Source organism: Peribacillus frigoritolerans (genome assembly GCF_030676415.1).
GTDB classification, from domain to species: Bacteria; Bacillota; Bacilli; order Bacillales; family DSM-1321; genus Peribacillus; species Peribacillus frigoritolerans_A.
Genome location: NZ_JAUUTW010000026.1, coordinates 57,068 through 80,408, shown reverse-complemented (window position 1 = coordinate 80,408; position 23,341 = coordinate 57,068). Strand labels below are relative to the sequence as shown.

Sequence of the window (23,341 nt, the reverse complement as noted above, 5' to 3'; positions counted from 1 at the left end):
GTACGCCCTTGACAAGCTAAATCCGAAAGGATATTTGGTTTATAAGTTGAACAAGGAATAACTCTATTCATAGCTGAATGAAACACCATTTAAAAACATTTGGGTGTGGTGGGTTGACAGTTTCGTTCATATCAGTTGTACAAGGTTAAGATTAATAACGTTTTGAAAGTACAACAAAAGATATAAAAACAGTCATTATAATTAAAGAAACTACTAAACAAATAGTTTGGTATCCATCTACATGAATAACTTTAAACTGGAAAAGCCCCATAAGTATTATTGAATAACCCAATATAAAAAAATAACTAAAAAACATACCTTTTTCTCTTTTATTCTTTTTGAACGTTCATCATTCTCTTTAAATTGAGGATAAATATATGCATTACAAAATGCCATGATACTAATCCCAAACATCACAAATTCATTACCTTTAAGAGATCCTCCCCCCGAAATAGAAACTGTAACTAATAATGCAGTATTCGCTAAAAAGAATAATCCAAAAAAAATATATAACCTTTGAGCAGATTTAATTACCACTTTATGCCCTCCTATGTTAAGAAAAGATCAAAAACCTTTAATGCTCCTTATTCTTCTTCAATAAAAAAAACTATCTCAACGATTGTTTCAAAGCAACGAGCTATTTGAATTGCCTATGTCATAATGACATAACCCTTATATCAGTCTACTTATTGAAGAAGGTCGACTCTTTTTATAATTCTTATAAATTTACCATAATTTTCTTAAAATGTAGTTATGTGTCATATTTCGTGATATACTAGCAGAAAATGGAAGGTTGTGAATGTAGTGGTAAAAGGAACGATTAAAAAAATGTTTGTTGCTATTTTAATTTTAGGTATTTCTTATGGACTTGTAATGCCTAATGAAGCTAGCGCAACTAGTAGTCAACGAGTAAATGAAACTACTCATGTAAAAAAGAAGGTTAAGAAATATACCGAGTGGTCTAGTTACAAGAGGGTGTCTCAAAATCTAAATACGAAGGGAGCTAAAGGTGGTTCCATTAGTTCAGATAGAACTGTTACTTTTAGTCCGACTGTATCTGGTAGTATAAAAGGATTGGGCATCAGTCTAGGATTTTCTAAATCAAGTGCTAAACATTATTCATTAGATGTTGGTCCTAATAGACGAGTCTATATGGGATATAGAGTGAAATATGCTGTTGAAAAAGGTGAAAACCACACAATTAATATCTACAATGGGGATACCATTACAAAAAAGAAATATAAAGTCAAAAAAGTTAAGCACGGCGAATACGGACTAGTCAACTATTAATTAATCTATAAAACACAAAAAAGATTAGCTCATTGCTAATCTTTTTTGTTCTTAATGATAAATTCCCCTAATTTTCGCAATAAATGTAAGGTGTAAATAATCATTAAGGCTCTAGCTACTACAAAACCATCTATAGCTAAGTCATATCCACCTCGTAATAAGGCTACGTCCGAAAACCAAAAATAAATTGATATTGCAAGAGGTATTAAGAGAAAAATCAAAGCTAGTTGAGTTTTTTTATCCATAAGATCCCGCCTTATTATATCTGTTTTACAAATAATAGCATTCTTTCCGGAAAGAAAAAACTAAAAAGTGGAAATGATTCACTAATTCATCTTTATTTGAAATAATTTGTAATCTCTTTGCAAATAAAAAGCCACACCATAACGGCATGACTACTTCATCTTTTATTCTTAGTCTTGCCATTTATCGGCAGCTACTAACATCGCTTTGAAGCTCCTAAACAATATCTCGTTATGATTCTTTAAACAGCTCCGATCTTCAGCTAAAGCACCCGTTAGTTCATTAAGGAATTGTACCCTACGCGGGCCAGGTGTTAACCTCCCTCAAGAACGGACTATAGGAAAGGGGAGAATGCCTGAAGGGGCCATGAGGGGAGGCTATAGGGGCCTATCCGGTGCCACTGATACACGGATAAATTATTTTTGGGGGCGGGAATATAAATTCTATATTATGTAAATACCCCCAACCATAAACAGCAGCCACTCACTAAAATGCTAATCGAGGTACAAATTACGAGGGAACTTCAAAATGCATGTCGCTCAGGGTGATTCTACACTCATTTTCAATCGTTAGGAAGGTACTTACCTTACTCGATTCAATACAGGAAAGCCATACAGGCGAAGGGCTGGTTAGGGATTTCGATGTTTCCATTATTCCGTTTTCCTCTAGAAAATTTTGCTTTGCGTTTGCCATAACTCGCCAGGAGAAGGGCAAAAAAATAAGCAGGGAGTTACCCCCAATTTAGTTAGCTAAGTACATATGGAACTTACCCACCGAACAGGCGGGGGGAAAAGCCTTTTTTTATGTAGTACAAACCTTTCATCTCAAACTAAATATATTAGTAATAATACTGATGAAAGGAAGTGTTTCTTATAAATCTCCGTCACTTACTGTAAAACGTATAGGACCCCCTTGTATCCTCTGCTAAAGAGGAAATAGAAACTAACTTTTCGGAAAGTGAACTATAAGGAAAAAGGGTGAGTAAAATAGAAAAGCCAATTCAAGGTCGTAGATTTGTTGACACGACCTATAAGTGTAATATCGATGATTTCCTTAATAAAGACGAGCATTTCCTTAATAAAAACGATCATAAAAAATGTAAGGGTTGTGAACAAGGGCCTCGAGGACCTCAAGGACCTCCAGGACCTCAAGGATTTCAAGGACTTCCAGGACCTCCAGGACCTCAGGGAGAAACTGGACCTCCAGGACCTCCAGGACCTCAGGGAGAAACTGGACCTCCAGGACCTCCAGGACCAGGGGGTGCTTTGGCTTATGGATCATTGTACGATCCGTCTGGAAATTTTGTCACAGTGTCTACGGTAAATCCCCCTACTCTGGGGCAGAAGGTTGTTTTCACAACTCCTGGGCCGTTATTAGGAACAGCTCCTTTTCCTCCTGGTCTTGGACCTTATACTGATATTGAAGTTCTGACTGCTGGGGTATATGAGATTAGCATGGATTTAACAGCTAGACTAATTAATGCTTCTAACTTAACGTTTAATACCGAAGTGCAGTTCAGGTTATTCATCAATGACACAACCCCAGTTCTTGAAAGTACTTTTGAATCCTTTAATCGAATTACAGGCGGTCCAGGCGGGCAACCATCGCAAGTTGAAACTAGAAACACAATAGGAAGAACAATCCAACGTCGATTATCCGCAAACGATAGGCTAAGTATTAGAGTTATTACTGCATCTGCCAATGTAACATATAGGTATCCCTCATTAGTAGTCACAAAAATCGCCAACTAGCTGCCAAAGTCAGTAAATAGGAGCAAGAAGAGCCCCAACCTAAATGTTGTGGGCTTTTTCCGATTTACAACTTTCTGATGCTTAATGACGGTGGTGGTTTTGGTTACACAGGTAAATTAAGCGAAGTCTCATTCCTTCTTCAACTAACATGCCCCAAGTGTTCTAAGAAAGTAGCAGCATGTATTGGAGAAGGGCGCTTATTTGTACTTTTTAACCAAATCGAAGATAGCAATTTCAATAAGATCGGATTTATTGAATTTCTGTTGGTCTGCGAAGCTATCTAGCAAAACTCCAACTTCCTCATTTATGACAATCGTCTTCCGTACCTTTTTGCCTTTTTCTAATGTCACTACCCTTTGATACAAGTCATCGCCATGACTATCTTGCTGGTCGTTAAGAACATATCCTCTTATTAAATCTCTAAGAATCGCTCTTTCTTCTGGTGTGAATTCCGGAGGAATCGAACTTTTATCTTGAGTTCGTGGGCTATTCATATCGAGGGGAATAGGATGTGAATCCTTTTTCATGTCGTGTGAACTTTGATTCACATTGAATGCATGTATAGGTGTAGTCTGTTTCACCTTAGGGTGACTATTATTTGATTTGATGAACTCAAACACTGATGTATAAAGAGGTTCTTCCCCTTCACCTACATAGTACCAGCCCTTTTGACCAGAGTTTCGATACTCGTATCCAGCATTGTGTAAAGCTTCTTTTAACTTCTTCTCACCAATGCGAACTTTCTCTTTTGCGACCTTGGCTATGGTATTTCCGGTTATCAATAGGTCGTCCAATATTTCCTTGATTTTCATGATTCACATTCCCTTCACACTGATATCACTCTTAATTCACCTATTCTACATTCTCGTGTGAATTCCCTCCGATATTTCGAACGGAATTACCAAATACCCTCACACCATAAATCCCTGCTAGTTCTAGCCAATGTCTTTCAAATGTTCTAGATCTAAAATTAGTTTCTTTAATGTGATCTCGATTCCTTTTAAAAAAGGAAAATGAATTCTCCCCCCCCCCGGCCATAGACTGCCCTAGCTAACCTTCTGGAGAAACTACTAAGATGAACAACTAAATAGTAGAATAAGAGTCCAATTGTTTTTTAGTAATCCTTGGGAATGTAAGCGCTTTCTGTTATAATAACAATGGGTTGGATGGCATGTGTGGCTGTCATAATATCTGGCGTAGGCGGGGCCGATATCGGAAGAGGACTTAGAGGAAATATCCTTTTTTAGCTGAATAAAATTATACATAAACCATAAAAGTGAAAAACGATAAACCCCTTGGCTCCCAAGGGGTTTATTTTGGTGTAACTGAGAACAACACGGCTAAGTTTCGTCGAAAAAACCAATAAAAAAGTAAAATTAAAGAGAAGGTTTCCTTCTCTTTTTTAAATAAGAATTAATAAAATAGGGGGACATGAAAGGGACATTGATGGTTTTGTTAGGGGACACAAAGGGGACATTGATGGATTTTTCATGTACCCACAAAAACACTAGGCTTTGCCTAGTTCCGCAACGTTGTTGGGACAGTTTTTCCTTATGCTCTTCTCTCTTTTTTCACTCTTTCCAGAACTTCATAGCTTTTTTATCATCGGTATAGACAGTGACGTGTTTTTGTTTCGTTAAGTGTTGATAAGGTTCGCCTTCGCCAGTTATTTTACGAAGCTCTTCATGCCGTTTTTCAACCCGATTTAAGAGCTCATTAACTTCAAGAAAATCAGCTTTTTCTTTCTTCATATTTTCCCTCCTTTTTCATCTTTTCATAGAAATCCAGCTTCCCCTATTTCTAAAAATTATCTACCTGATCTTTGTGTATTTTTAAAATAAAGTCGTACCGTTTTATTTTTCAATTAAAGAATTCTAAGTGATTTTTAATCAAACATTATTTCAAGTCTGAATAGGATAATTATGTGTTTTAAGCCATTTTAAAAGGGGGATGAAGAAATGAAAACTCTTAAGAAATGGGCAACGATGATTGGTGCTGTAACAATGTTAGTTTCTATATTTTCTTTTGCAGCACCAATGCCCAAAGTGGCAGCCGCAGTTGCTAATGGATCAGACCCGATTGCTACGGGATGTGCTAGAGATGCAATAACAGTAACTGATTGGAATAACACCAGTTGGTTTAGTGGTGCTCAAGTTGACCTTCGCTATAGCCCTAGTTGTAGAAGTGCTTGGGCTAAATTCACTATTGGTGAAGATCCAGCAGCAAAAGAAGGAACAGCACGAATTACACGAAATGATGGCGTATCTTATTCATGTACTGCCAAAAAATCACTAGGACAAAAATCTTGTTATACCAAACAGGTTAATGATGCAGGGTATACTGCACGTGCTACTGCTAATGTTCTCTTTCAAGGTGAATATGGTGCTGGTTATTGGTGGGAATATTTATATACTCGTTGGTATTAATTCTTTAGTTCAATGCTAAACTAAATATATTTAGAGCGTGTTTTGATCACTCTTTTTTTAAAACGCGCTCTTTCTTTTTGTTCGTTTATCAAGGGTATTAGTATTAATTTGATCAAACTTTGTTTCAAATCTACACTTTGAACTTTGCTTGAAAAAGGGCAAGTCAAAAGAAATTCTGATGAAGAAGAACTGATGAAGAAGAAGAGCATAAGGAAAAACTGTCCCCAACTACTTTGCGGAACTAGGCAAAGCCTAGTGTTTTAATGGGTACATGAATTCTTTACAGGTGGGCTGATATTGGACTGACTATTTTTCTTAAAGTAACGTTCTTACTGCATCAAAATGAATAAAAATTACTTGAAGAAAATAAAGGAGATGGATTAGTGAAAAACACTAAAATGTTTCAATACGTTGTTCGTTTCTTCTTCCGTAATGCCGATATAACGCAGGGTAACAGATGGATGAGAATGATGCAGGATCGTTGCAGCATCACAATATCCTTGGCAGCTTTGTAAAACCAGTAGTCAAACATTTTTTCTTAAAGTATGGTTGCCGACATGTTCCACGCCAGCGAAGTCTGCAGTCTTATTTAACTGCCGGTATGCCTGAGTAGGGAGTATATGGCGTTTTCCCTTCCTGGAAGCAATTCGCGATTTGATTTAGACTCAATTGAGACTAATGTGAAACTACCTTACTTTTTTAAAACGTAAAAAAAGATAAAAATAGGGGTTACTAATCGTGGCCGAATTTCTATTAAACTACTAACTTAAATAATAGAGCGAACTAAAAAGGACAAGCACCCTCTCAATCATCAGTGGACAAGCATACTCTACAGAGTAGTCTTTGATGAAAGGAGGGAACCAGATGAGTGGTTATTATGACAAGGATGATAATAAAAAAATGCAAAAAAAGGCAGCCGAGCTTTTGATTTTTCTCCAAGAACAGCAACAAGAGCAGGCTCAAGCACAAGCACAAGCTCAGTCAGTGACTGATACTGACACAGTAAATAACAAGGTTAAAAATAATGCTAATCAAACAGTTAATGTCAATGTCGATCTTGATATTTTGTTTGTCATTATCTTCCTCATTTTTAGTGAGGGTGATGGCAATGGCAAAAAATCTTTTAGTGAAGATACTATTGCCAAGGCTATGGCGATGGTTAAAACACTGAAAAACTAATGAGTTAAAAATCTAAAATAGCTGGAAGGAGGGGAGTTTGTTCCTCCTTCCAGTTTTTCATTTTAATCAACTATTTATTACTGTTTTTTGCTTTTGTTTTTAAGAAGCTGTTAGAGTTCAAGATTCCTACTGGCTTAAATTATCCTTTTACAAAAGTTATGATTTTATTAGGGGCTAGTAGCCCTTTTTAGGGCTATATACCTTCAAGACATTTACCAAGATTCGATGAAAAAAGAAGGAGTTTCTGGAAGAAAGGACCTTGAAAAACAGTTCCATACTTTAGGGAAAATGGAAACTAGAGTTCCTGCATTTAAAGATCAGATTCAATCCCAAGAAAAAGGTCTCGACTTATTAGGTGCCATTATGAAGTGCGTTGAACAGGCAGGAAGGGACATTCAGATGGACCAAGACCAACAACGTCAAAACCGTGAGCAACAGAAACCAAAAAAAAGAAAACAACAATGGGAGTTTGAAAGATAATATCGTCTACCTAGCAAGTTTTAGGCTGCCTTAAGAGCAGCCTTTTAGTCTTAAGGCTAATGTTTTTTTTACGTCAAAACGGATTTAGTAATGTCGATAAAGAGCGTAAACTGCGATTTGAAGCAATAAAAAAAGCCCTTTAAGGACTTTTTAGTTTAAATACTTTTCGATGGCCTCTACATCATTATCATTAGTCAAAAGAGCTAAAGCCCAGTAATTTGGTGAATCAAAGCTACAAGAGCAAATAATCCATCTCCACCGTGATTTTTAGAAGAAAAAAAAGTGTGCCCAGTATGCCACCAAAAAAACAATAATAATTGAAATAACAACCACTTTTTTATTACTTTCATCTTCTTCTTTTTCCCTTATTTTCTCTCTATATTTCATTTGTATCTTGTTCTTTTTTTTATCTATCATCATTATGAAACAACCCCTATAATCCCACATTACCACTTATTTTTAATCTCCATCTTCAACTAATCTGCCCTTAGCGTAAGCTACATAAAGGAACTTATAAGATAAGGCAGCATTGTCCGCCATTTCTTTTCAATTTATCTTCTTTTTATCTTTGCTCTTTACAGTAATTTCATACGATTCCTTACCTAGTATTGGCGATATTTCCTCTGATTTCAGAAATTCAACAATCATTGATTCGATTTCAGTTCCAAGTGCTTTAGCTTCTGGATCAGAACTTAAGATGGAGGTACTTATTATAAAGCGCAACGGGTTACCCTTATAACTCACCCCTGTAACCTTAAACTCCTTTTTCGACATAAGTCCTTCAGCAATCGCAGGTGTAATTTGTGATCCTTTATCGGCGCCTTTTGTGATCTTGATATCCTGTGCCTCATTTTCAAGTGTCGGTTTTTCTTTCTTCTCTTCCCCATTAAGGACATAATCATTTTGTTCTTTACTAACTTTTACTGAATATGCATCATAACCCTTTGATTTTAAAATCCCCTTTACTGTCCTTTCGATATCATCTTTTACTTCATTAAAATAATGATCTGAACCTTCTATTCTTACCTCTACTTCTTTCTTAGGCTTGTAAGCGATTCCTGTGCCACTAATTTTGTAACCTTTTTCCTCTAATTCATCAAAAATTAAGTTACCTATTGGTTCTGATTGAAAAATCGCACCTAAATATGGAATGCTTGAAATTACTTTGGCCATAGCAGGAGAAACAAAAGCAGAACTTAAAAACAATCCTAGTAATATTACAGCAACACTGCTGATAAACATTATTTTTTTTCTAGGACTCCATCTTTTTTTACCCTGCTTACTTTCAGGTTTAAGTTGATTAGACATTTCATAAGCTACTTCTGCTTTCTCAACTCCTAAAATTATTCTTTTATTTAATTCCTTAGGAATCTCTATTTTATCCATCTCTTGTTTTATCTTATCGTTCTTATTGTCCATACATATCTTCCCTTCTAGTTTTTTCGCGAAGTTTATATAATGCTCGATATAAAACAGATTTCACTGTGCTTAATGGTTTTATTAAAATCTCTGAAATCTCGCTAAAACTATAACCTTGATAGTATTTTAGTAAAATTACTGATTTTTCATCTTCATTTAATGTGTCTAATAAATCTTGTAAGGTTAATGACAAAGGAATATCTTCCTTACTGTTAGGAATAAATTCAACAACTTCCGTGTTTAATTGAACCTCCTTCTTATTTTTCCTTAGTGAATCGATGGCACAGTTTATTGTAATTTTTATGATCCAAGTTTTAAAATACTTCAAGTCATTCAATGTACTAAATTTCAGAAAGGACCGGTATGCTGTCTCCTGGACTATGTCTAATGCATCCTCCTTATTTTTCACATAAATGTACGCCATCCTATATATACCTTGTTCACATTGTTGAAATAACGCTAAAAAATCTTTTTTCTTCTCCTCTTGATTTTTGTACTCAATTATGTTGATCACCTTCTTTTTTTTAACATATACCTATTAGACGAAAAATTTCATGTTTTGGCCGAAAGTTTTTTTAAAATTATATAATACTTAGTCATTTTAGATAAAAAAAGGTTTAAAAGCAGAAAACAGTACTGTTCTAAGTGGGTCTTACTTAGCTTTTTTTAAAAATAAATTTTTACTTTAATATAATATAAATGATATTATAGAAAAAGATTACAATATTACCAGAATGGGGAAATTAAAATGAGTAAAATTAGATTTACTGTTGGTTTAATGTTTGTTTTTGGGCTTTTTTTATCAAATTTTAGTATCCATGCTAATGCTATGGATGCAGAGATGATTGTCCCAAAAGAGGGTCCCGAAGAAGAAGGTGGAATTAATGATCAGTCAAGTGTTGATATCAAAATTACCAAAATATCGGATGTTAAAATTACCAAAATATCAGATGATGTTTTATTAAATAATGTAATGTCGACACAAAGTGCTGGATGGAATTACATAGGGTACGATGCGTTTTATGGTACGTCTAAAACCTTTTATTCTGGTGGAGGTAACCTTAGAATTCTAATAGCCCAACCTTATACTGGACCTTCTATTAGGTGGTTATATAAATTAGTAGAAGAAGATCCCCTTGCTACCCAAACCGTCAAGCCTTTTGAACTTCCTAATTCAAGTGGAACATATACAATAGATTTTAATGTTGATAGTTATAAGGATGGAGATAATAATAAGGCTGAATTGCGTCTACTTAAATTAACAGTTCCAGCAAGTCAAGTTGCAACAGAATGGTATGATTGAAAATAGACACCCCCCCTCTTTTAAAGAGGGTGGGTTGTTTTATATTATTGAAGTTGAGAAATGATTTAAAACTGAGTTATCTTAAAGTTAATAACCCAACTACTACTTATTATAAGCAAAATAAAAGAGGATCCAACCAGGATGCTCTCAGACCGTGGCCTCATTATGGAGCTAACGCTCCTGTAGTTCATTAAGACGATAATACTGATCTTTTTGACAGAGCTTTTTTTGGAAATCTCTTAATTATGATTATATTGATTGTACTTATTATTGTTGGAAGCATGATCTATAAGGGGTCCTACCAGCAAAACGCGGAAAACATACGCTAAGGAAAATATTGTAGAAAACAATGGTTAATGGCTGTGAATCTATACCATAACTGTTATTAAACAGCTATTTCGGTTATTTGTTTTTGGTTTTTCTTTTGGTTATAGAAAACCTTCAAGAAAGCCACGCTACGAACTGCATCTTAAAATTCACCAAAAACGAGGGTTTATGGTGAAAAATATCCTTAGCGTATAAAAAGCCTGCTTTTTCATTCCAAAAAAATGTCTTACCATATGTTTTCCGCGAAATGTTGGCGGGACCCCAATGTAAACTAAAACTGAATAGAGTATTCACTGTTTATATCATAAATAAAGACAGAATATTTATAAAAAACTAAAAATAACAAAAAATATATTAATATGATTTTTATATTAAATCCATGTTACTATTTGTTAGATAAAATGTAATATTATTGAACAAGGGGGAATTTTTGGTGGGAAATAAATTTTTTCCATTTGCATTGGCACTCATCCTAGTATTATCAATCTTTGGATCTGGAGTTTCAGCAAAAGAAAAAGAGAAAGATAAAGGAAGCGTAGAAAAGAACAAAAATGCTTTGGGATTAACAGTCGAAGAATTTAATAATTTAATATCTTTAGGTTTTACAGAAGAAGAGATTGAGAATATGGATCAAAAAGAATATGAGCTGAATAAAGATTTAAAGGGTGAAGTAGTAGCTTCAACTACTCAATATTTAAAAATAACTGAACCCATTCAATCTGAGTCATCATCACAAGAACCAACTATACAAGAAAATTCTTCACAAGAACCAACAATAGTAAAATTAGATGAACAAACTTATTATGAAGAACTAGCTAAAGAAAATGAATCATCTGGAGAAGTTTCAACATCTGCAAGTGATTCTTCAAGTACTTCATATAAAAAAATGACAACTTCAATAACTAAATTATCCACTAATAATTATCGTTTGAAAAATAGTGTTACTTGGTCCAAGATGCCATTTATTACACACGTTGATGTAACAGGTGTTGGAATTAATCAAACTTACTGGGGACCAACACCTGATACCCAATATGGAAAACAAAACTGGACAACGTGGAGCTTTTGTAATGGAACTCAATCTGGGAGTGCTACTTACACTTCAAGTAGTGGTCAATGGAAAAAAGGTGCGGGTGGTTATGCATTAAAGATAAATCTTCCAAATGATGAAACTGCATCAGGATGTGCTTCCGATAAAGTAGAGACTTTATCAAGTTATATGTATTATAGCGTTAAACCGTTAACAACAACAAATAGACTTGATGCTTACGGTCAATATGCACATCAAGAATCGACCTATACTCTTACACCATCTATTGCTTTATCAGGAGTAAGTTTTAGTGTTTCACCAACTAACGAGTTTGCTGAACATCCGAACACACATGTTTTAGTATATAAATAATTAAAAGAAGCTTTCCATAGAAATTGGAAAGCTTCTTGATTATTACTTTAACTTCTTTTTTATGAAATTTCTTAATTCGAAGAAGAAATATATTACACCTACTAAAATAAATAATGAAATTATAAAATCCATATTATCGGATTCATAAAAATGTTCAAAACCTTGTAAAAAGTAAAATAAAAAACCAAATGAAATATATATAGATGCTGTTATATGTCTCAAAACCATCACTCCTTAGGATGAAAATTCCATTAAATAGTTATTTTGAAATTTAAAGCATTTTTTAATTAAAAACAATAGATTTATGAGTAATAGTTTAATTTTTTTTGAGGAGAGACCTATTCACATGAAGAAAATCGTATCTTTATTGAGTATTTTAATTTTACTTATTGTTTTTATTAGTCCGGAAATCAGTGAAGCTGAAACTACTAAGAGGTCTTATTTAATTAGTTTTAACAACGATATTAATGAGAAACTTATTAGTGAACATGGTGGTAATATAAAGAAGAAATATAAGTTTATATCAGTAGTTTCTGCCAATTTAACCGATAAAGCAGCGCAAGCTCTATCTAAAAATCCTGATATTTCCCATATAGAAGAAAATGCGCAAGTACATGCTATGGATCAAGAAATAGCTTGGGGTATACCACATATCAACGCTGATGATGTTAATCAGCTGGGTGGTACAGGGAGTGCCGTTAAAATAGGTGTAATGGATACTGGTATTGATTATACTCATGAGGATCTTAAAGTAGTTGGTGGAGAAACGTTTATTGAAGGAACTTCTGATTATATGGATGATAATGGTCACGGTTCTCATGTAGCAGGGATTATTTCGGCACTAAATAATAATATAGGTGTGTTGGGAGTGGCCCCTGAAGCAAATCTTTATGCAATTAAGGTTTTAGATCAAAATGGAAATGGTAATTATAGTGATGTAATCGCAGGAATTGAGTGGGCAATTTTAAACAATATTGACATTATTAATATGAGTCTTGGGAGTAGTAGTGAGTCACTTTCTTTACAAGATGCCCTAGATAAAGCATATAATACAGGTATTCTTATTGTTGCTTCAGCAGGAAATAATGGATACAGTAAAAAGGGAAGTATTACATATCCAGCTAAATATAGTTCAGTTATATCTGTAGGAGCAGTGAATCAGAATGACTATAGGGCTGAATTCTCTAGTGTAGGGAAAGAGCTTGAGTTAGTTGCTCCTGGCATCCAAATAAACAGTACAGTACCTGGAGGATATGCTTTTTATAATGGTACTTCTATGGCAGCTCCATATGTATCGGGTGTTGCAACTTTATTAATGGATTTAAAACCTGAACTTTCAAATATTGAAATTAGGAAGATTTTAAATCAGACTTCTAAACCTTTAGGTGATTCATTTTTATATGGAAATGGGCTAGTAGATGCATTAACTGCTATTAATTATGTAGATGTAACTAAAGGTAAAGACAGTAGTAATAATATTAAAGAAAATAAAAAGAATTAAATCACTACGATAAAAAATTAACTCCTAGCCTTTAATATGCTAGGAGTTAATTTTATTTCTTAACATTAATAATACAATCACATATTAATTTTTATAATTCATGGACCGCCCTTAAGGCTCCGACCTAAATGATTTTTATCTTCAAGAACTATGAAAGACACTAAAAGTTTTTAAGACATTGTTTGTTTCTTCTTCAGTAATCCCAATATAGCGTAAGGTAACGGAAGGGTGCGAATGATGCAGGATCCGTTGCAGCATGGCAATGTCCTTTGTCGCTTTGTAAAACCAATAGCCAAACGTCTTTCGTAAGGTATGGTTGCCGACATGTTCTACGCCAGCGAACTCTGCAGCCTTATTTAACTGCCGGTAGGCCTGAGTGGGGGTAATGGGGCGTTCTCCCTTTCTGGACGGGAATAAATAGGGGCTCTGGACGTTTTTGGCATACTCAAAGACCTCCTGAAAGCAATTCGCGATATACATGTCGCGAATTTTTTGCGTTTTGCCTTCCTTGACCCGGAGAATCTTGTTTTGTTTACCTTTGAGGTCCAGGATCTGTTTCGTGGTGAGCTTGAGCAGGTCCCCGACACGTAGGCCGGTCTCGCAGCCTACAACAAACAGGATGTAATCACGCTCTGAACAATGGCGCTTCAGCGCCCATTTCATATCTTCTAACTGTAGCTGATCACGAATCGGCTGCACATCTTTTGGTTGCGTCATCTTCATTGACCTTTCTTCTCTATTCAAATATCCGGATTCAAAACCCTTATGTACCAACGATTTGAATGTGCGATTTTTCTTATATTTTAATTATAAAGAGAAAAAACGTGAAAAGTCAATGAAATCAAGGATTTGAATGTACGATAATTAGCATTATCATACATTCAAATGAAAGAAAAAAATATCATTCCTTTAATAAGGATAGCCAAAAAAAGTACTTCGTTTGTTATAAATAGGAACTACTCTTTACTTTAGATTTTTAACTTCCATTACCATAGTTAAAAGTAAACATAGTAATAGGAGAATTATTAATATCAAAAGCATATTGTTCCAATATTAGTAAATCTATTTGTTGATCTCTCTTATTACTTGCTCTACTCCAGTATACTCATAACCTTCTAATAAAGATTTTTTTACACTTTGAAACATACTAAAATATTTCTTGCAGCTGTTGCTTTATGTGAACTTTGGAATGTATGTTAATTACTACTTTCAATACATCGATATTTTACAAAATATTACTATGAATTATTTTCCTGATATGTTAAAATATATTTTTCAGTATAATTTTCAGGGGGAATTCATTGTGAAAAAATCATTAATTGCAGCGTTAAGTTTATCTATTAGTTTAATGGCTCTACCTAACGCTATTGGAGCAAAAGAAAAACCACTACCTAGCAACACTTATTACGAAACTGTCAATTCAGATGTCACAACAGAATATGGAACACTTATGAAAACATATAAGGATCCTAATACAGGTTTTAAAGTTGAAGTGTATAAAGCTCCTGAATTTTCTATAAGTTCTTGGGAATCTATAGGATCGAGTACTTGGACAATAAAGGCCGATTTTACGTGGAGAACAGATAAAACAGTTGTCTCAACTGGTGGATACTTTGGAATTGAAGTACCAGCACATTCTTATGAGTATAGTATCGGTACTAATGGACCTTATATCGCTGTAAACTTATATGAAGATGATCCAAGTGACGACGACTTTATTGGAAAAGTTATTATTGAACCTTCACCTGACAGATTAATATATAAAGTATATGTTAATGGAGATACGGACGGGTTCCCAGATAGAGCAGAAATTTATGCGAAATATAATACAAATTATAGAACTGCCTCTGGATCATTAAATATTAAATACTTAGATTGAAGTATTAATATAGTTGTACCATACTTAGTACTTGTCGGTAAAAAAGAGTCAAAATAATAACTATTAACTATATAACCTCAAAATAACATAAAAAAGGGCTGTCTATTGTAGACAGCCCTTTTAAAGTACTATATTTCCAGAATGATTTTTAACTATTCCATATAATGTGGATGCTAATTAAGGTTGAAATGAGTAGTTCTCATTAAATAATTCTATTTTATTTTTATAATTCTTATTTAATTATTTTATTGTCTTTATTGAAAATTTTTATAGTAACTGGTTCACCCTCAACTATTGTCTTTATTTCTTCTGATTGTAAAAATTCATTTATAGTATTTTTAAGTGTCTTAATTGATTCCCTAGATTTTGAATCTGTACTATCTATTGAAGTATAGATTGAAAAAGTAAGAGAATTCGTGGTATACCCAATACTTGTTACCTTAAATTCCTTTTTAGACAATAATCCTTCTTCAAGAATAGGTGCAATTTCTGCACCTTTACCAGCTTTTATTACTTCCACTTTAGTATTGGCTATTTTAATATCATAATTCTTATAAGTACTACTATTGTTAGTTATTTTTCGAGCTTCTTTTTCTATTTCATTCTGTGCTTGTTTGTAATTTTTTTCAGATGAATTTAAATTTATTAATATTGCCTCTTCTGATGGATCAATACTAATATTTATAGCCTGATATCCTAATTTATTAAAATTATCTTCTAACTTGTTATATAGAGTTTCAATTTCATTTTTTTCTTTTTGCTTAGAAACATAGGACTCTTCCTGACTAATATTAATTGAATATGCATCAAAGTCTTTTGCAGCTAATAACTCTTTGATTTTAAGTTCTAACTCCTCTTTAGTATCATTGTAATATTCTATTGGTCCATCCAGCACGATATATACTTCCTTTTTAGGGAGGTACCTTACACCTGAAGAACTTACTTGAATCCCTTCCTCATCAATAATTTGAGAGACTGAATCTAATATTGAATCTGAATGGAATATTTGATTCAAATATGGAATTTGAGATGCTATAGTTGCCATTGCAGGCGATATAAACGCAGTACTAATGAAAAGGCCAACCATCATAATTGAAGCTAACGTTAAATATGTAAATTTCTTTTTTTGACTCCAACGTTTCTTAACGGGCTTCTTCTCAAACGAAGGTACCAAAGTTTTTGTCTCTTCCTTTGCTTGTATTATTCCTAATTTTACGAAATCATGTAATTCATTTGGAATTTCTATCTTTTCTATTTCTTTTTTTATTTTAAAATCCATAAAAATCCGACCTCCTTGAATATTTCCGCATTTTCTCTAAGCTTTTGTATAGTCCTGACTTAACTGTACTAATTGGTATATCTAGAAACTCGGATATTTCTTTAAAAGTGTAACCTTGATAATATTTTAATAATAATACCGTTTTTTCATCTTCATTTATTAAAGTTAATAAGTTTTGTAGAGAAATAGATAACGGAATATCGTTTTCTACAAAAATTGATTTTATATTTTTAGTTTCTATTGGTATGATTTTTTTATTTTTTCGTATTAAATCAATAGCAGAATTAATTGCTGTTTTTATAATCCAACTTTTCACTGAACTTTCCTTTTCCAAAGTTTCAAATTTCAAGTACGTTTTATAAGCAGTTTCCTGAACAATGTCTAAGGCATCTGATTTATTCTTGAGATAAACATAAGCAATCCTATACACATCCTTTTCGTATTGTTTAAAAAGTTTTAAAAATGCACCATCTTTATCTGTTGTATATTCATTATTATTATCCATAAGTCCCTCCACTAATTTACAGTATGTACCCTTTTAAATGCATTTCTGTATAAACCTACTCATACTTTTACATCTCCTAATTTTTGTACTTATATATAAGACGAATGATATTGAAATTTGGTCTAAGTTTTTTTCTTTTTTTCTCCTTTTAAGCTTTCTTTAGTGTACGATTTCCCATAACATACTTTTTATCATTGAAATATTCTTCTGTTACTTGAAGTTGCCTTTTCAAAATTTCTTTCCATTTTTAGAGAACATGGACGTTACTTAATCAAGCACCATAAACGGACATTATTGGAACAATCCTTTTATATCAAGGTTTCCTAACTTAACGTACAATTTTTCCGTTTTGCTGTCTGTACCCTTTTACTCATGAAGAGTTGAAAAAATTCGTACAAAAGAAGGCGAAGGATTCATCTGATCAAAATTACTTTTACTTCCACGTTGTTGATGGAAAAAAAGTTGAGAATTGAGACTTTGAAAGAGACGTTCAATTTAACTTTGAGAATTGGGATTTGTTCGGAGAGATTCTGAAATAAACAGTTTAGAATTTAAGCAAAAGGCCGCCAAATTGGCGGCCTTTTGAACGTACGATTCTTACACTTATCATACATTCGAATTAAAGTGAAAAAGTGCCCTTACGTTTAGCAACAATTTATTGTGTCCTTCTTTCGAGTAAACAACTAAATATGCTGGTTTAAAGATATGAAAACCCGATTTTAACCAATAACTTCTTTGAAAAAGGGGTTTGTCTACACTCTGGGCTCTCATATTATTATGAGAGCTTTTTTTATTATTGTTCAAAAACTTTTCTTTTTTCCTCATAAAGGAAACTTTGGATTATAATTGTAGAGTTCGAAAAAAATTGGAGGTTTGTTTTTATGAAAAATAACAAAAAGAAAAATAGAAAAATGAATTTAGTTAATGTGATGGCGGTATCCGCACTACTATTATCGATACCTGTTAGTACAGCAAGTGCTAAAGCTGTTGATACGGTTAATGTTGGTGGTGGAAAAGAAAAATTGATCATTAACTTCAAAGATGACGTTAATGAAAAAGAAAAAAGTCAAATCAAAAAGGAAGGAAAAATCAAAAGAAATCTCGAACTTATTAATGCTGTTTCTATGGAAATTAATTCAGAAAAAGTAGAACAACTAAAAAAGAATCCAAATGTTAAATCTATTGAACCCGATATTAAGTTAAATATTGCACAGAGTATTGGCTATGGTCAAGAAGGTGTGAACGCACCGGAATCCTGGTCTTCAGGTTTAACTGGAAAAGGGACAAAAGTAGCTGTTATTGATTCAGGTGTAAGTACTCATCTAGACTTAATTGTATCTGGTGGTCAATCATTTGTTGATTACACTAATTCTTATGCGGATGATAATGGACACGGAACCCACGTTTCTGGAATTATCAGTGCAGAAAACAATGATATTGGTGTAGTTGGAGTTGCTCCAGATTCAGATATCTTTGCATTAAAAGCAGTGGATCAATACGGAAGTGGGTACCTATCTGATATCATTGAGGCGATTGATTGGTCTGTAGCAAATAATATGGATGTAATCAATATGAGTCTTGTAACAACGCAAGCATCAAGTGCATTGGAATCAGCAGTTAATAAAGCTTACCAAAATGGAATTTTAGTCGTAGCAGCTGCTGGAAATGAATCATCTTCAGTAAATTATCCAGCGAAATATAGTTCTGTTATTGCTGTTTCTGCAACAGATGAAAATAATAAACTAGCTTATTTTTCGAACTATGGACGAGAAGTTGAAGTTTCAGCTCCTGGAACTAATATTCTAAGTACTTCATCTCTAGGAGATTATGAAAATATGAGTGGTACGTCAATGGCTACACCTTTTGTTGCTGGACAATTAGCATTATTAAAAGAATTGGATCCAACTTATACAGCTGTACAATTACGTGAGGAACTTCACAAAAATGTTTTAGATTTAGGTACTACTGGTAAAGACAAATTCTACGGATATGGATTAATTCAAGCTCCAGTTAAAAGTGTTAATATTGAAGAATCAGAAGTAGTTAGTACTCCTATTACACCTAGTAATTTCAAAGCCACTAAAGTTACAAATCGATATGTGACATTAAATTGGGATTCCATTGATAATGCTACATATTATCAAGTAACAAGAGATAACGTAGTAGTATACAAAGGTTCAAACTTAACTTTCACAGATACTAGTGTATCTCGTTATACAACATACCTGTATAAAATTGTTGCTGGTAACGAGTCAGGTATAAGTGAATCTGTTAGCATTACAGTTAAAACGAGGTAAAATAAATAAAAAAATATAGAAAACTCCAAATTTTTTGGAGTTTTCAGTTCGTTTTTAATCTTATTTACCCAATAACCGTGCTATAAACCCTTTGTTTTTACTATCATTTTCTTGCTCATTTTGTTTCTAGATAAAGTCATTAACAATATCTACTTTTTCTATCATGACTTCGTAATCACGTCTCATTCTTTCGAACTGGATGAATCCAATAGGGCAGCAAAGGAAGCTAAACAATTAATAGCAGTTGCCAACGAAAAACCGGATACTAACCCGGATAAACAAAAAAAGGGCTTCTTTGCTCGACTTTTCGGAAAGTGAATAAAGAAACTCAGGGAAGCCACCAACTGCAATCCCCACAGAGGTACTAATATAAGCTTCGGGAGTGGAAAACACAGATGGAAAAGGTATTTTGAAAATCCACAATCGTTTTGATGTAGATTATCTCTTTAAAGTTTTTCTAAACGTAAAAAAGGTAATTCAGCTGAATTACCTTTTTATTAATGCTAGAACTTGGGCTTTATGTAAACTCACTTGAAGGTCATGCGTATTTCACATAAAGTAATAAGAAGTTCACAAATAATTCATCTATTGTTCATAAGCAGTTAACCCAAGATGAAATCCATTATTGATCGTGTCATTGGTAAACGTAAGATGGGTTTTGTGAAGATGAGAGGATTAATAATTCTGATGTGTTGCATTTAGCATTAGCCGACTTTCTAGAAAAGTATGAAAAGTGACCAAAGAAACAAAAAAGGTTGGGTATCTTTTAGATACCCAACCTTTTTTGACGTTAATTGCGATTATATTAACTAAAAGTAAATACCATTAGTGTAATATTCATAGAACTATGTAGGCCCCATACATGCAAGGGCCACTTGCATGTATGGGGTTAATATACTATATTCATTTTTTGATAAAGTGATACAAAAACATTGTCCATTTTTTATTTTAGAAGGATTAAAAGTTAATCTATTCTACTTTTTTAATTTAATTTGTCAGAGAAAAATTAAAAAAATGACTCAGTCACTTTTTTAATTTATGCATAAGATAGTTGTAAATTAGGAGGAGGATGAAAGCTTAATGATTGATTTAAGCCCATTCGGTTGGATTTTAATGGGAGCTGGTCTAGTGCTGCTTGTTGAAATTGTAGGATTGCTCTATTGGCGTTATTGGGGTAGAGGTTCTATTCGAGAATATATATCAGAAGAAGAGGAACCCGATGGCGAATATCATATTGTCAAGCGTTTTAAAACACCAACCCAACGAATCGCCTTGATTGAACATAATGGGGACATGCTAATATATGCAAATGGATGCGAAATGTTTGCAACAACTGATGATGAGAATATGTATGCTGAAGCATTAATCCATTTACCACTGGCAGCAGCCAGTAAAAGGGAGCACGTTCTAATCATCGGTGGCGGCGGAGGCATAACAGCTAAAGAGGTTCTTAAGTATTCAGAATTGAAGGAGATTACGGTAGTAGACATCGACTCAATTATGTTCGATTTTGGTAAAAAATTAGAACCACTTGTTAATTTTAATGAAGGTTCATTAAATCACCCAAAAGTGAAGATGGTTATAGAAGATGGGCGAACATTCATTGAAGAAAATCCTTTAAAATGGGATGCTATTTTCATAGATATTCCAGAGCCGAGCAAGGATTTTCCAGAACTAAGCAGGCTTTTCAGTTTAGAATTCTTTAGACTTCTAAAAGAACGATTAGAACCAGGCGGTGTAATTAATGTCTCTTGTCCTTCTTTACTTTGGGTACCGAAGTACTTGTGGAGTATACAAGCCACCTTAAAGGCTGCAGGATTTCATGTATCGCCTTATCATTTTGATGTAATTTCAGATTATGAAGAGGATTTTGGGTATTGCATGGCGACAAACCATCCATTACGTCCTGAGGAAATTGCCATTCAAGTTCCTACACGTTTTCTTTCAAAGGAGAGGGTTCAGGATATGTTCCATTTTCCTTTTAATTATAGGAAATACAGGTCAAATAATAAAATTCAGATGGATAATAACTTAGTACTTACAGAAATTATGGATATTGATTAAATAAAATCTGCCTGATTAAAATATTGATCGAGAATTAGACATCTAAAGATCTATGTAAATAAATCATTAAACGAATATAAAAATGTTGTTTTCCAATTTCAAATCAACATTTTATTTAGGTAAATAAATCTTTAACCTACTTTTATAGTAGACAAATAATAACGGGATTTCCTGTACACTGTCCTTTGTATTAATCAAAGGATAAAAATCCCATTTAGATATATAATGGGGAACCACATCATTAATAATTTACAAAAAAGGTTGGGTATCTTTTAGATACCCAACCTTTTTTGCCGTTAATTGCGATTATATTAACTAAAAGTAAATACCGTTAGTTTAATATTCATAGAACTATGTAGGCCCCATACATGTAAGGGTCACTTGCATGTATGGGGTTAATATACTATATTCATTTTTCGATAAAGTGATACAAAAACATTGTCCATTTTTTATTTTAGAAAGATTAAAAGTTAATCTATTCTACTTTTTTAATTGGGTTCAAACGCCTGGTCCGGTTCTCCGCAAAATAAAAAGGGTGCGGAGAGGGTACCAAAAAGACCAACATCCCAAGAGTTCGAATTTTTGCTTTGGTTGTTTTATCTTCCGGTAAGGTGCTTTAGTAAACTACTGTAAAATGGAAAAAGTGGTTCTTTTTTTATGAAAACAGGCACACCTTAAAGGCATTCCTTTGATATTATTCATATCCAAAGAGAATTTTGAAAAGCTAACAAACATTAAAAGACCGTCAATAGACCTGTTTTTTGTACGAAAGAAGGATGGCCACCAAGTTTCGACGAATATATCAATATACTTTTTGGAGGTGTTGGATATGGGGATTTGTTGTGGAGAGTGTCACGTTGAATTAAAGAGTGATGATTATGTCACATTGGATGAATTTAGCACGCTGAGGCACACATATTGCGGTTATGATCTTATTGCCGAGCTGATCAAAGACATTGGGACTTATCGAAATATCAAAACAAAGTATTGGTTTTCCCGTGAGCGTACTAAATGAAAATCGGTGAAATCTTGGAGTTAATTAAAACTGATACACCAGCGAATATTGCCAAAAGGGCTGATGTTCATATTTCAGAAAAATTACTAAGAAAAGCATTGAATAAAGCTGGTTATGAGTATAGAAATTCAGGCGAAAAAGGCTGGTATTTCGTTGGTGAAGGTGACGAGGAAACGGTACAAGAGCAGCTTATTTATGACTTTGCAACAGCGGGAAAAGCAAAGGCGAACGTTTCAACTAATGTAAATAAAGAACCTATTAACGATACCAACCAACGTTCTAACGTTGGCATAAAACATGGTAAAGAACAGGTCAAACAAGCGAACGAACCAACGTTATAAGAAAACGTTCTTCATTCGATATGGATGTTGAACTTATGAAGGAACTAAAAATACAAGCAATCATTCATGATAGGACGGTTTATGAACTAGTTGAAAGTGCCGTAAGGCACTATTTAGCTGAATTAAAGGGAAAATGACGGAAAGGTGTACGTAACGATATAAAGTTTTACCTTTAAGCTGTAATAGGGAGTTTTAAATTGAAACAGGATTTTTTTTGCGAACACCCACTTTGAGAAGTGGTGGTTAAAACTTTCTTCTATTCTACGACAATGACTGCTTACATAATTATACAAAAAAACAGATCAAAAGGAATCTGTTTTTTTGTATAATCTTCATGCCCGATTCTTGCCCCAATTGATGAATAGTATCCGATTTAGTGGGGATATTACTAAGTGAAAAGTAGCACCTTGCCTCTGAGTCCAACCTTAAAAAATTTGTCAGAGGTTATTCTTCGTTATGGCCTACCTAATCGACTTTCATTTTGCTTGTCCTAATTTTCTATTTTTCGTCCTGATCCATACTAAAAAATAACTTTCTAAATTCAACAGCCTTTCTTCTTTTTTTGATTCTGGACCATGTAAAAAAATCTTCCCTCTTTATAAAGCAGAAAGTAACCATAATGAATCATCAGCTTTTAAGA

At 33.6% G+C, this 23,341-nt stretch carries 23 protein-coding genes and 1 pseudogene; 13 read left to right on the top strand and 11 right to left on the bottom strand.

Features of this window, described 5'->3' with window-relative positions; genetic code table 11:
• Window positions 1-276: 276 nt before the first annotated feature.
• On the bottom strand, window positions 277-537 hold the full coding sequence (locus Q8G36_RS21160; protein ID WP_305161554.1) for a hypothetical protein: 261 nt from the start codon (window positions 535-537) through the stop codon (window positions 277-279).
• 267 nt (window positions 538-804) lie between these two features.
• Between Q8G36_RS21160 and Q8G36_RS21155 the strand changes: the two genes are divergently transcribed.
• Window positions 805-1,290, top strand: a complete 486-nt coding sequence (locus Q8G36_RS21155; protein WP_305161553.1) for a hypothetical protein — start codon at window positions 805-807, stop codon at window positions 1,288-1,290.
• A gap of 35 nt (window positions 1,291-1,325) precedes the next feature.
• On the opposite strand, the gene Q8G36_RS21150 is transcribed toward Q8G36_RS21155, so the two are convergent.
• Window positions 1,326-1,535, bottom strand: coding sequence for a hypothetical protein (locus Q8G36_RS21150; protein WP_305161552.1), 210 nt, complete (start codon window positions 1,533-1,535; stop codon window positions 1,326-1,328).
• 1,042 nt (window positions 1,536-2,577) lie between these two features.
• On the opposite strand from Q8G36_RS21150, the gene Q8G36_RS21145 reads away from it, so the two are divergent.
• Window positions 2,578-2,856, top strand: a complete 279-nt coding sequence (locus Q8G36_RS21145) for a hypothetical protein (RefSeq protein WP_305161551.1) — start codon at window positions 2,578-2,580, stop codon at window positions 2,854-2,856.
• Window positions 2,857-3,481: 625 nt separating this feature from the next.
• Here the strand turns inward: Q8G36_RS21145 and Q8G36_RS21140 are convergent.
• Window positions 3,482-4,096: a hypothetical protein gene (locus Q8G36_RS21140; protein ID WP_305161550.1), complete on the bottom strand. Its 615-nt coding sequence runs from the start codon at window positions 4,094-4,096 to the stop codon at window positions 3,482-3,484.
• Between the two features lie 759 nt (window positions 4,097-4,855).
• On the bottom strand, window positions 4,856-5,035 hold the full coding sequence (locus Q8G36_RS21135; RefSeq protein WP_305161549.1) for a hypothetical protein: 180 nt from the start codon (window positions 5,033-5,035) through the stop codon (window positions 4,856-4,858).
• 207 nt (window positions 5,036-5,242) lie between these two features.
• On the opposite strand from Q8G36_RS21135, the gene Q8G36_RS21130 reads away from it, so the two are divergent.
• Window positions 5,243-5,710 (top strand): DUF2690 domain-containing protein, encoded by a 468-nt coding sequence (locus tag Q8G36_RS21130; RefSeq protein WP_305161548.1) that lies wholly within the window; start codon window positions 5,243-5,245, stop codon window positions 5,708-5,710.
• A 380-nt stretch (window positions 5,711-6,090) separates the two neighbouring features.
• On the opposite strand, the pseudogene Q8G36_RS21125 reads toward Q8G36_RS21130, so the two are convergent.
• Window positions 6,091-6,351 (bottom strand): annotated as a pseudogene (locus Q8G36_RS21125) (tyrosine-type recombinase/integrase); the annotation flags it as partial.
• A gap of 223 nt (window positions 6,352-6,574) precedes the next feature.
• On the opposite strand from Q8G36_RS21125, the gene Q8G36_RS21120 reads away from it, so the two are divergent.
• Together Q8G36_RS21120 and Q8G36_RS21115 are read left to right on the top strand one after the other, a co-directional pair.
• On the top strand, window positions 6,575-6,889 hold the full coding sequence (locus Q8G36_RS21120; RefSeq protein ID WP_305161547.1) for a hypothetical protein: 315 nt from the start codon (window positions 6,575-6,577) through the stop codon (window positions 6,887-6,889).
• A 225-nt stretch (window positions 6,890-7,114) separates the two neighbouring features.
• Window positions 7,115-7,369 (top strand): hypothetical protein, encoded by a 255-nt coding sequence (locus Q8G36_RS21115; protein WP_305161546.1) that lies wholly within the window; start codon window positions 7,115-7,117, stop codon window positions 7,367-7,369.
• Window positions 7,370-7,636: 267 nt separating this feature from the next.
• Here the strand turns inward: Q8G36_RS21115 and Q8G36_RS21110 are convergent, their stop codons facing one another.
• The 3 genes from Q8G36_RS21110 to Q8G36_RS21100 all read right to left on the bottom strand — a co-directional run bounded on the left by Q8G36_RS21110 (window position 7,637) and on the right by Q8G36_RS21100 (window position 9,302).
• Complete coding sequence (locus Q8G36_RS21110) at window positions 7,637-7,789, bottom strand: hypothetical protein (protein WP_305161545.1); 153 nt, start codon at window positions 7,787-7,789, stop codon at window positions 7,637-7,639.
• Between the two features lie 126 nt (window positions 7,790-7,915).
• Window positions 7,916-8,788, bottom strand: a complete 873-nt coding sequence (locus tag Q8G36_RS21105) for a DUF4030 domain-containing protein (protein ID WP_305161544.1) — start codon at window positions 8,786-8,788, stop codon at window positions 7,916-7,918.
• On the bottom strand, window positions 8,778-9,302 hold the full coding sequence (locus Q8G36_RS21100) for a sigma-70 family RNA polymerase sigma factor (protein WP_305161543.1): 525 nt from the start codon (window positions 9,300-9,302) through the stop codon (window positions 8,778-8,780). Before Q8G36_RS21100 ends, Q8G36_RS21105 begins: the two co-directional genes overlap by 11 nt.
• Before the next feature lie 234 nt (window positions 9,303-9,536).
• Between Q8G36_RS21100 and Q8G36_RS21095 the strand changes: the two genes are divergently transcribed.
• The 3 genes from Q8G36_RS21095 to Q8G36_RS21085 all read left to right on the top strand — a co-directional run bounded on the left by Q8G36_RS21095 (window position 9,537) and on the right by Q8G36_RS21085 (window position 13,321).
• Window positions 9,537-10,091 carry a hypothetical protein gene (locus tag Q8G36_RS21095; RefSeq protein ID WP_305161542.1) on the top strand — a complete coding sequence of 185 codons (555 nt, stop codon included), beginning with the start codon at window positions 9,537-9,539 and terminating at the stop codon, window positions 10,089-10,091.
• Between the two features lie 760 nt (window positions 10,092-10,851).
• Window positions 10,852-11,820 (top strand): hypothetical protein, encoded by a 969-nt coding sequence (locus tag Q8G36_RS21090; protein ID WP_305161541.1) that lies wholly within the window; start codon window positions 10,852-10,854, stop codon window positions 11,818-11,820.
• A gap of 346 nt (window positions 11,821-12,166) precedes the next feature.
• Window positions 12,167-13,321 carry a S8 family peptidase gene (locus Q8G36_RS21085; protein WP_305161540.1) on the top strand — a complete coding sequence of 385 codons (1,155 nt, stop codon included), beginning with the start codon at window positions 12,167-12,169 and terminating at the stop codon, window positions 13,319-13,321.
• Between the two features lie 141 nt (window positions 13,322-13,462).
• Here the strand turns inward: Q8G36_RS21085 and Q8G36_RS21080 are convergent, their stop codons facing one another.
• Window positions 13,463-14,038 (bottom strand): tyrosine-type recombinase/integrase, encoded by a 576-nt coding sequence (locus Q8G36_RS21080; protein WP_305161563.1) that lies wholly within the window; start codon window positions 14,036-14,038, stop codon window positions 13,463-13,465.
• A 586-nt stretch (window positions 14,039-14,624) separates the two neighbouring features.
• Here Q8G36_RS21080 and Q8G36_RS21075 point away from each other — a divergent pair.
• On the top strand, window positions 14,625-15,200 hold the full coding sequence (locus tag Q8G36_RS21075) for a hypothetical protein (RefSeq protein ID WP_305161539.1): 576 nt from the start codon (window positions 14,625-14,627) through the stop codon (window positions 15,198-15,200).
• Window positions 15,201-15,432: 232 nt separating this feature from the next.
• Here Q8G36_RS21075 and Q8G36_RS21070 read toward each other — a convergent pair whose 3' ends face one another.
• Together Q8G36_RS21070 and Q8G36_RS21065 are read right to left on the bottom strand one after the other, a co-directional pair.
• Complete coding sequence (locus Q8G36_RS21070; RefSeq protein ID WP_305161538.1) at window positions 15,433-16,479, bottom strand: DUF4030 domain-containing protein; 1,047 nt, start codon at window positions 16,477-16,479, stop codon at window positions 15,433-15,435.
• Window positions 16,469-16,984, bottom strand: a complete 516-nt coding sequence (locus Q8G36_RS21065) for a sigma-70 family RNA polymerase sigma factor (RefSeq protein WP_305161537.1) — start codon at window positions 16,982-16,984, stop codon at window positions 16,469-16,471. Before Q8G36_RS21065 ends, Q8G36_RS21070 begins: the two co-directional genes overlap by 11 nt.
• Window positions 16,985-17,865: 881 nt before the next feature.
• Between Q8G36_RS21065 and Q8G36_RS21060 the strand changes: the two genes are divergently transcribed.
• The 4 genes from Q8G36_RS21060 (at window position 17,866) to Q8G36_RS21045 (ending at window position 22,701) form a co-directional block, all read left to right on the top strand.
• On the top strand, window positions 17,866-19,281 hold the full coding sequence (locus Q8G36_RS21060) for a S8 family peptidase (protein WP_305161536.1): 1,416 nt from the start codon (window positions 17,866-17,868) through the stop codon (window positions 19,279-19,281).
• A 1,080-nt stretch (window positions 19,282-20,361) separates the two neighbouring features.
• Complete coding sequence (locus Q8G36_RS21055) at window positions 20,362-21,345, top strand: spermidine synthase (protein ID WP_305161535.1); 984 nt, start codon at window positions 20,362-20,364, stop codon at window positions 21,343-21,345.
• Window positions 21,346-22,174: 829 nt separating this feature from the next.
• On the top strand, window positions 22,175-22,360 hold the full coding sequence (locus Q8G36_RS21050; protein WP_034306238.1) for a hypothetical protein: 186 nt from the start codon (window positions 22,175-22,177) through the stop codon (window positions 22,358-22,360).
• Window positions 22,357-22,701 (top strand): hypothetical protein, encoded by a 345-nt coding sequence (locus tag Q8G36_RS21045; protein ID WP_305161534.1) that lies wholly within the window; start codon window positions 22,357-22,359, stop codon window positions 22,699-22,701. Before Q8G36_RS21050 ends, Q8G36_RS21045 begins: the two co-directional genes overlap by 4 nt.
• Window positions 22,702-23,341 lie beyond the last annotated feature (640 nt).